Source organism: Paenibacillus ihuae (assembly GCF_001368795.1).
Taxonomy (GTDB): Bacteria; Bacillota; Bacilli; order Paenibacillales; family Paenibacillaceae; genus Paenibacillus_AQ; species Paenibacillus_AQ ihuae.
Genome location: NZ_LN831198.1, coordinates 3,969,989 through 3,977,887, shown reverse-complemented (window position 1 = coordinate 3,977,887; position 7,899 = coordinate 3,969,989). Strand labels below are relative to the sequence as shown.

Annotated in this window: 12 protein-coding genes; 8 read left to right on the top strand and 4 right to left on the bottom strand. The window is 49.7% G+C overall.

Annotation, left to right across the window (positions count from 1 at the left end):
- Positions 1-971 (top strand): leucine-rich repeat domain-containing protein (locus AQR02_RS18395; RefSeq protein ID WP_159067789.1); only part of this gene is annotated, 971 nt, incomplete at its 5' end.
- Positions 972-1,011: 40 nt separating this feature from the next.
- Positions 1,012-1,218, top strand: a complete 207-nt coding sequence (locus AQR02_RS18390; RefSeq protein ID WP_054941720.1) for a hypothetical protein — start codon at positions 1,012-1,014, stop codon at positions 1,216-1,218.
- An 85-nt stretch (positions 1,219-1,303) separates the two neighbouring features.
- Here AQR02_RS18390 and AQR02_RS18385 read toward each other — a convergent pair whose 3' ends face one another.
- Complete coding sequence (locus tag AQR02_RS18385) at positions 1,304-2,287, bottom strand: hypothetical protein (protein ID WP_054941719.1); 984 nt, start codon at positions 2,285-2,287, stop codon at positions 1,304-1,306.
- Positions 2,284-2,778 carry an RNA polymerase sigma factor gene (locus AQR02_RS18380; protein WP_054941718.1) on the bottom strand — a complete coding sequence of 165 codons (495 nt, stop codon included), beginning with the start codon at positions 2,776-2,778 and terminating at the stop codon, positions 2,284-2,286. The genes AQR02_RS18385 and AQR02_RS18380 overlap by 4 nt, the downstream gene beginning before the upstream one ends.
- A 176-nt stretch (positions 2,779-2,954) precedes the next feature.
- Between AQR02_RS18380 and AQR02_RS18375 the strand changes: the two genes are divergently transcribed.
- From AQR02_RS18375 to AQR02_RS18365, 4 genes are all read left to right on the top strand, one after another.
- Positions 2,955-3,800, top strand: coding sequence for a pirin family protein (locus tag AQR02_RS18375; protein WP_054941717.1), 846 nt, complete (start codon positions 2,955-2,957; stop codon positions 3,798-3,800).
- Between the two features lie 260 nt (positions 3,801-4,060).
- Positions 4,061-4,864 carry a class I SAM-dependent methyltransferase gene (locus tag AQR02_RS18370; RefSeq protein WP_054941716.1) on the top strand — a complete coding sequence of 268 codons (804 nt, stop codon included), beginning with the start codon at positions 4,061-4,063 and terminating at the stop codon, positions 4,862-4,864.
- Positions 4,865-4,943: 79 nt separating this feature from the next.
- Positions 4,944-5,084, top strand: a complete 141-nt coding sequence (locus tag AQR02_RS32520) for a hypothetical protein (protein WP_159067788.1) — start codon at positions 4,944-4,946, stop codon at positions 5,082-5,084.
- 290 nt (positions 5,085-5,374) lie between these two features.
- Positions 5,375-6,142, top strand: a complete 768-nt coding sequence (locus AQR02_RS18365; RefSeq protein ID WP_054941715.1) for a 2-phosphosulfolactate phosphatase — start codon at positions 5,375-5,377, stop codon at positions 6,140-6,142.
- A gap of 135 nt (positions 6,143-6,277) precedes the next feature.
- On the opposite strand, the gene AQR02_RS18360 is transcribed toward AQR02_RS18365, so the two are convergent.
- Together AQR02_RS18360 and AQR02_RS31465 are read right to left on the bottom strand one after the other, a co-directional pair.
- On the bottom strand, positions 6,278-6,826 hold the full coding sequence (locus AQR02_RS18360; RefSeq protein ID WP_054941714.1) for an ImmA/IrrE family metallo-endopeptidase: 549 nt from the start codon (positions 6,824-6,826) through the stop codon (positions 6,278-6,280).
- A gap of 121 nt (positions 6,827-6,947) precedes the next feature.
- The gene (locus tag AQR02_RS31465) at positions 6,948-7,124 is read right to left on the bottom strand and encodes a YjfB family protein (protein ID WP_082451903.1); all 177 of its coding nucleotides are present in this window, start codon (positions 7,122-7,124) and stop codon (positions 6,948-6,950) included.
- A 221-nt stretch (positions 7,125-7,345) separates the two neighbouring features.
- Here AQR02_RS31465 and AQR02_RS18355 point away from each other — a divergent pair, with 221 nt between their 5' ends.
- Together AQR02_RS18355 and AQR02_RS18350 are read left to right on the top strand one after the other, a co-directional pair.
- On the top strand, positions 7,346-7,543 hold the full coding sequence (locus AQR02_RS18355; protein ID WP_054941713.1) for a hypothetical protein: 198 nt from the start codon (positions 7,346-7,348) through the stop codon (positions 7,541-7,543).
- Positions 7,544-7,653: 110 nt separating this feature from the next.
- Positions 7,654-7,866 (top strand): hypothetical protein, encoded by a 213-nt coding sequence (locus AQR02_RS18350; RefSeq protein WP_054941712.1) that lies wholly within the window; start codon positions 7,654-7,656, stop codon positions 7,864-7,866.
- The last annotated feature ends 33 nt before the right edge of the window (positions 7,867-7,899 follow it).

The window sequence follows — 7,899 nt, the reverse complement described above, 5'->3', positions numbered from 1 at the left end:
TTCCGGCAGATATGCTGGTGCGGGATCGTTACATAGGTGTATTGGAGGCGCTGGGGCCTTATCGGGTGAAGACCATCGTAATTCCGGAAGATAATAGGGATGAAATTATGTTAATAAGGAATACCTATCGCAGTCATGCCTTTTATAGCGCAGGAACCTACTATTTATATCGATGCTGTGAAGAAAGCGGGAAGCTGCTGAAGCAAATGGCAAGCCGCCTGTCGGACTGGATTTATCCTAATCTGCCGGAGGATTTGTGTTTCTTAAAAAAGGATGGCGGAGACTATCTTTACTCGGTTGTGCATGAACATATGTATGGTATGGGAGTAACGGAGGAAGAAGCGGGTGAGCTGATGGAGCAGGTTACGGGACTCTTTTTGGAATTAAAAGCACACCGTGATCTGGATCGTCTGCTGGACGATGCCATTAAACATCAGACTGACTGGCTGTACATAAGCGGACATAGGCTGACGGAGCTGCCTGAACGAATCCGGGAGCTTACTGAGCTGCGGGAGCTGGAGATTTTTGAACAGGATCTGTATCGGCTGCCCGAAGGGCTCTTCGAGTTAAGCGAGCTGGAATGTCTGAAAATCTTGTCAGCTGATCTGGAGAGTATTCCGGCATCTATAGCAAAGCTGAAGAATCTGAGAGAATTGTCTATCCGGTGTGCGAGCTCGGACCGGCCGTCTCCCGGGTATCAGGCCAAGCCGAGGGAGGAGATCAGCTTAAACCGCATCCCACCGGAGATCGGGGAACTGGAACATCTGGAGCGGCTGACAATTCAATACACCTCGATCCGTGAACTGCCGCCTGAACTGGAGCAGCTGAAGAACCTGCAATTCCTAGACATCGGTATGTGTCTAATCGAACGGAAGCCTGAATTTCTGGCTGATATGAAGCAGCTGAAATACGTTAACGTGTCACGTAAATCGTTGATGGAAATGGCATTAGACAATCCGCCTGAAGCATAAAAGTTATTAATAACCCTTCGAAGGGGAGTGATCTAAGCCTGTGCTTCATAATCAGGAATTCAAGGTGTACATTATTACCACTGGCGATATTATGCGGTTCTTTGTGATTGAGATCATTATCGGGACAGTGACATATGCTCTGGCGAATAAGATATTTCATAATTTTATTCTGGCAAGTGCAGGCGGCTGGGTGGGCACGGAGACGATCAAACGGGTGAATGCCGCTGTAAAAATGCTGGTGAAGTAAAAATACAGTCCCGCCTCGATGAGGCGGGGCTGTATTTTTGTTGACCCAATCATCCCCGAGTGCATGCTGTGGCCAGGTATCTGTCTTACTGTGTCATGCTGCTCCACAACGCCTGGAATGCACCGGATTCGACTTCAAAGAATACCGGCGCATTGCCGTAACGTACGAGCCCTTGACCGAAGAGTACCAGCTCTACCCGGGTCTTGTCTTGCAGCTCCAGATAGATGACTTTACGGTCGCCGCTGCCGTAAATGCCTTGCCCGATCAGCGGTTCTGCTGCCAGCGGTTTGGCTGCTAGGAGTGCCGTCAGGAAGCCGTCAAGTGCGTCTCCTCCGGCGAGCGGCGCATACTGCTGCAGGCCGTTGTTCCAGCTGTCGAAGCTTTCCCACCGGGCGGAAGTGATCCGGCCTTTAAGATTCAGCTTGCCGATCAGGTCGGCCCCGCTGTTTACTGTGATGCCGTTCGTATGCTCATACAGGTCGGCGAAGACCTGGCCGTCGATTTCCGAATAGGACATAATCAGGAAGCCGGAATCGTATCCCTTCACGGTATAGATATCTGTCTCACCGATATTGGAGGATAGCTCAGTGTAATCGTCTTTACCGCTCCATTCGTCAATGCCGCCGGTCGTCCGTCCGAGACTGTCACCGCGCAGCGCAGCGGCGTCAGCGGCGTCGATGCGGGTCGCCGCTTGTGTGTAAATATTGCCCTTATACACAACCAGCGCGATCATGCTTGCCTTAACACCAGAGCTTGAATCCGGCAGCTCCAGCTTGGGAATGACGACACTGCTGGCCGTAGCGGCCCCGCCGTTACCTGCCGCACCCGGGTTCACCTGAGCCACTTGTGCAGGTGAAGCAGGTCCGTTCAATTGCTGCCATATGTTAGGACCGGCGAGCCCGATCCCGGCAGCGAGTACGATGCTGGCTGCGATATATAGGGTCTTGCGCGGGCGTTTCTTCTCCTGATGCAGCGCAATTTTGTCGAATAGACCACTTGTCATTTCTTCGCTTGGTTTCATTGAATCCACCGCTTTCTTATAGGTTGTTCGAAACTGATCCTCGTTCACTCCGGCTCCGCTCCTTCCAGCTCAAGTTTTAACAGCTGCCGTCCCCGCTTTAACCTCATCTTCACGGCGGACTCACTGATCTGCAGTGTTTTGCTGATCACCTGGACGGGATAATCCTCGTAATAATACAGATGGATAACAGTCTTATACTTTACGGGCAGGGCCAGCACCAGCTGTAGCATTGCCCAATCCTCGGGGCTGTCCGCTGTAAGCGGCTCGGCACCCTCCAGCTTAACCTCGCGCTTGCGCCAGCCTCTGCCCAGCAATGTTTTGCAAGTGTTGGTGAGTACCCGGATCAGCCAGGCCTTCTGATGTTCGGCATCTTTGAACTCCGGCGCTTTCTCCATAAGCTTAATGAAGGTATCCTGAGTGGCTTCCTCGGCATCCTGGCGGCTGCCCAGATGAACCAGGGCAATCCGGTACAGCATTTCTGAGTAGGTTTCATAACTCTTTATCACATGATTCCCCGGCCGGGACATGAATCGCTGCATGATGCTCTGCCCTCCTTTACCTATAACACCATTAAGAACGGGATTTGGTCACATTTTGTTTCCGGGAAATTGACAAACGAAAAGAGAAGTATTATATTAACTATATAAAGTATAGTAAATATAAAAATAAAAGTTAAAAATAAAGCTGAACCACAACTCGCAAGGAGGAGAACATTATGGAACATTCCACTACTGTTAAGCGGGATATAAGTGAAGTCAGAGAGGTTGTACTAAACCGGGTAAATGCGATCCATGCAGCGGGGCCGGTGCTTGAACCGGGAAATTGGGCGAAGCATGATCCTTTTCTGCTGATGATGGAGGATAAGTTTCAGAAGGGAGCCTTCGACATCCACCCGCACCGCGGAATGGAGACGGTAACGTATGTGATCTCTGGACAGATTGAACATTACGACACCCACAGCGGGGAAGGCGGGGTGCTCGGGCCGGGGGACGTGCAGTGGATGACGGCAGGCAGCGGGGTTGAGCATAATGAAGTGCCCTCCGAAGGGATGACTGCGCATTCCCTGCAGCTTTGGGTGAATCTGCCGAAGGTGCACAAGATGACTACGCCGCGTTATCAGAATTTGAAAAGCGGGGATATGCCTGTACGGCAGGAAGCTGGCGCAGCCATAAAAGTTTTCTCCGGATCTTCCAAGGGAGTGGCTGGTCCAACCCGCAACTATGTTCCGGTAACGATGGTGGAGATGACCATTGAGCCGGGTTATACAGTCACGCAGGATTTGCCGGGCAGCTACAACGGGTTCATCTATGTTCTTGAAGGAAATGGAACCTTTGGGAACAACAACATTGCGGCATCTAAAGGCTATGTCTTATGGCTTGGTGAAGGCGGCAGCGGAGACAGTGAAGTGGATATTACGGCGGGCGGGAAGCTGCGGGTGCTTTTATATGCAGGTGAACCTGTCCGCGAACCGGTGGCAGCCAGAGGACCGTTCGTAATGAACACAGAAAGGGAGCTTACGGAGGCGTTCAGTGAGTACCGGCAGGGGACTTTTTTGAAATAAGATCTGTTAAGTAAAAATAGTATGGAAATGGGCAAGGTCATCCTTATGGGGCTGGCCTTTTTTTTATGGTATATATAAGACGATTTGCAATTAAGCAGTCTGGAAGGATAATGGGGATAATTTGAATAAGCAACATTTTGTACTCGATGGGTTAGTAATCGCCTAAGCTTTATATTTGATCGAATTGTAGCTGGAGACTGTGAAATGTAGTAAACTTAGAAGCCTGGAAATAATTTCATATTTTATCAAGGGGGGACTATATGCAGGAACAACTGGCACGTGCGAATAAGGTGGCTTGGGAATCGAAGGCATATCAGGCTTGGATAGAGCATCACGGATCTCCGGACGAGCTGGCTCGCAAATTAAAAACGGACCCGCGGCACCCTTTGCGTTATTGGTTAAAGTATCTTGGTGATCCAACAGGAAAGAAAGTAATCAATCTGCTGGGTTCCCATGGCATGAAGGCGGTCGCGTTAGCTCTGTTAGGCGCTGAGGTTACCGTGGTCGATATTTCGGAGGAAAACTGTAAGTATGCCCGTGAGGTTGCGGCGGCTGCGGGGATCCCTTTGAATTATATTTGCTCAGATGTATTGCATATCCCCGATGAAGAGACGCTGGGCCAATTTGATATTGTATTGATGGAGTTTGGGATATTGCATTATTTTACTGATCTAAATGACATTTTTGCTTTGGTCAGCAGAAGATTAGGCGTAAATGGCCGGTTGATGTTAACAGACTTTCATCCGTTTGCCAGGACATGGAGGACAACGGTAACTCTTCAGCATCCGACAGGGAATTATTTTGACGACAAGATCCAGGAAGGCGAAATAGCCTTTGCCAAGCTGCTTCCTGAAAAAGAACGTTCCGGATTGGGGAGGGTTTTGACGCGGGGATGGACGGTTGGCGATATTATAACGGCAGTGGCCACTAACGGGTTATATATCCGTACCTTTGAAGAGATACCTAATGCCCAGGACCCGAGCTTTCCGGAATTTTATACGCTGATTGCGGATAAATGTGAGGTTCCACTGAAGAGCTTACGGATCGGTCCGGATGAAGGTTAAAGTTTGCCTATTCACCCAGTCAGGGAGCGGCTAATTTACATAGTCTATGGTGTACTCAATTATGAAGGAGGAATTTGGAATGGGTTGTTACGGTGAAAATGTAAGTCCGGTTGGTGGAGCTAACTGCGGCGGTGGATATGCTAGCCCCTTCACTTCTAGTGCTGCAATTCTGGTATTGTTCATTCTGCTCGTAATTATTACTAAATCCTTCTGGGTATAGAGCCTGGGAGTGCAACTTAAGCAAACATTTAGCATTGCTTCAGATTCGTTTAAGCTTCGGGATATATATTAAATACATGACCCCCAGTTAATAGACCTTGACCCTGCCGGATGTTCGGTAGGGTCACTTTTTTTGCTGTTATAGAACGTGAGCTTAAGGTATTGCAAGATCCGTCTGTTTCAAAAATAATTAAAGAATGCCGGCGATTGACGGTTTGGGAGTACCCATCTATGGGTAACTCCCTCTTTGAAGGATTGAAAAAAATCTGAAAACCGGAAGGAGGGAATCCTGTGTATTTTGATCAGTCACCTTATGAAGTTAAGTTGGACTGGGGACGGAGAGGGGCAAGGGCAGCAGCAGAGCGCGGGGACATTGTGATTATTGTAGACGTGCTTAGCTTCTCGTCTACGGTAGTAACGGCGGTTCAGCATAAAGCCAATATTTATCCGTATCCTCCGCCGATTAATGAAACCGCTAAAGCTTATGCCAAGGAGCTTGGTGCCGAAATGGTCTGGGGAAGATCAGAAGCTATAAGAGTGGGCGGCCACTCCTTATCGCCGTTGTCCTTCAGCTCAGCCGACTATGCCCGTGACTTTGTATTATGTTCTTTGAACGGTGCAGCCTGTACATGGATTGCAGCACAAGTGCCAGCTCTGCTTGTCGGTTGTCTGTTAAATGCTTCTGCTGTTGCAGATACTGCTAACCGGCTAAAGCTTGAAATGGACGTGAATATTACGGTAATACCCTGCGGCGAGAAGTGGTCTGATGTTAAAGAGGGTGAGGATGAACTGCGCCCGGGCATCGAGGATTACCTGGGTGCAGGTCTGATTCTCTCCTGGTTAGCCGGAACGAAATCTCCGGAAGCGGAGGTGTGCATTGGCGCTGTGAAGTCCTCCGGTCATCGGATCAGGGATTTGATCTGGGAGTCTGCCAGCGGCCGTGAACTGCGGGAACGCGGATATGAAGATGATGTCACGTACTGCTGCCAAGCAGATATCAGCTATGCGGTACCGGTGCTGCAAGAAAACAGGTTTGTAAATGCCGGCGATCCCGTTTAAGCAGGACAGATTTTAGCTCCTATTCAGCCGGATTTCATAATGGCTTAAGCTGGAGGCCGTATAGTAAGGACATACCCCCTAGTAATTGATATAGACCTTGCCGGACGCCGGCGGGGTCATTTTTTTGGGAAATACTTACGGCCGGATATGCCGGTGGTGGATGAGATTTCTGTCTTCGTTTCTTTCCAGCACAGCCATCAATTGCCCCTGGAACACCCGCCTCTGAATCTGGTCAATCCGCTGTATGGCCAGTTCCTCCGGAACCTGAAACGTTGTGGCAATGCAGTGGATGGCATCCTCGCGCAGCTCCGGCAGCGGTCTCGCAGAGATCATGGAGTAGGGCATAGCCGCATAAAGAATAAAACGCTCCGATTCGTCCTGCTGAGCCTGTGTGAAATGTCCGGGCATCAGACTGCGGCTTCCGGCATGACGGAGCAGATGGCAGAGCTCATGGAGAAATTCCAGGCGCTGCAGCTCGGGTGGGAGCCGGTTGTCTAAAAACATGGTGTACATCCCGGCAGAGGCCTCAATGCTCTTGCTGCGCACATCCAGATAATGAACCCAGATATTCAGCCGTTCGGCGATGTAATTCACCGATATGTCCGACGGCTGCCGCACATGCAAACGCTGATATAAATCCTCGGTCCAATTCTCCAGGGCGGTCATTTGGTAATAAGACTGCATGTAATCACCTCAATATAAGATCGTATGTTCGCATTTAAGGGTAAAAGAAAAGCCCGAAGGGGCTAGTAGTTGCCGGATTCATACCGGAACTGATGTTCTTATGTATCTAAGCATAATGCAATTAAACCTGAATATCAAGTGTTTTTCCAAGGTCCGGATGAGGGCTCTGCTGGAGCATTTGGGCCATATTCTGCCCTTGAAGCTCAGCGGTATTCTTGGCAATACTCATGACCTGCAGCCCGACAGCCTGCTGTAAGGACGCCTGGCTCATTGCAATGGATAGAGCGGCAATGTCCATTTCGCACCTCCTGAATGGGTTATAACCCGTATTGAAACCGAGGTTTGCCAGCCTTCCTTTAATGTATATCGTCTGGATAACGCGGTTTATTTAGGCGAAGCGGATATTGTTTACCGGTTGGCCCAGGCTGCCGATCTGCGTGCAACATATTCTGTGCTGTGTAAGAGATGAACTTGAGAATCACGTTTCATGTATTTCATATCTCAGAGGAGGAATGAAGAATGGGTGCAGAGTATGGTTGCGGTTGCGGAAATAACGTTGGCGGGGTGAACCAGGGACCTCCGGCGGTTATGCCGGTTGTAAGCCCATGGACCTCAACGAGTGCCATTCTGGTGCTGTTTATTTTGCTGGTAATTATCAGGCCTGTATATTCTAAAGGAATCTACAGCAAGTGCAGCCCCGTCAGGCAGAGTGCCTAAGCGGGGCTGCACTTGGTATTATGTGTTATCACGATCATGTTGCATAAAGAACATTTGTTCGCATATAATACATATAATTATTTCGGAAAGTGTGATGAGGGGGACTTGAAATGAGGATAAGAGACCTGGAAAAGCTGATCGGACAAGTAATTGAAATCATCTACGAGGACAAATCGGGCAAAATCACCCAGCGCAGCGTGGAGGTGCACGGGATTAAAGGGGAGCTGCTGCGGGCCACTTGCTTAACCACAGGCGCTCCAAGGGTATTCAGAACCGGCAGTATTCTGGCCTGGCGGCGGGCAAAGGCGCGTCATGCTGGATGATACTGCCCGCAAGCTGCTGCGGATTATGTGTCA

Coding starts and splice junctions, on each gene's coding strand:
- AQR02_RS18370 (WP_054941716.1), top strand. CDS start 4,061: ATGCAGGAACAACTGGCACGTGCGAATAAGGTGGCTTGGGAATCGAAG.
- AQR02_RS18355 (WP_054941713.1), top strand. CDS start 7,346: ATGGGTGCAGAGTATGGTTGCGGTTGCGGAAATAACGTTGGCGGGGTG.
- AQR02_RS31465 (WP_082451903.1), bottom strand. CDS start 7,124: ATGGACATTGCCGCTCTATCCATTGCAATGAGCCAGGCGTCCTTACAG.
- AQR02_RS18375 (WP_054941717.1), top strand. CDS start 2,955: ATGGAACATTCCACTACTGTTAAGCGGGATATAAGTGAAGTCAGAGAG.
- AQR02_RS18360 (WP_054941714.1), bottom strand. CDS start 6,826: ATGCAGTCTTATTACCAAATGACCGCCCTGGAGAATTGGACCGAGGAT.
- AQR02_RS32520 (WP_159067788.1), top strand. CDS start 4,944: ATGGGTTGTTACGGTGAAAATGTAAGTCCGGTTGGTGGAGCTAACTGC.
- AQR02_RS18350 (WP_054941712.1), top strand. CDS start 7,654: ATGAGGATAAGAGACCTGGAAAAGCTGATCGGACAAGTAATTGAAATC.
- AQR02_RS18380 (WP_054941718.1), bottom strand. CDS start 2,778: ATGCAGCGATTCATGTCCCGGCCGGGGAATCATGTGATAAAGAGTTAT.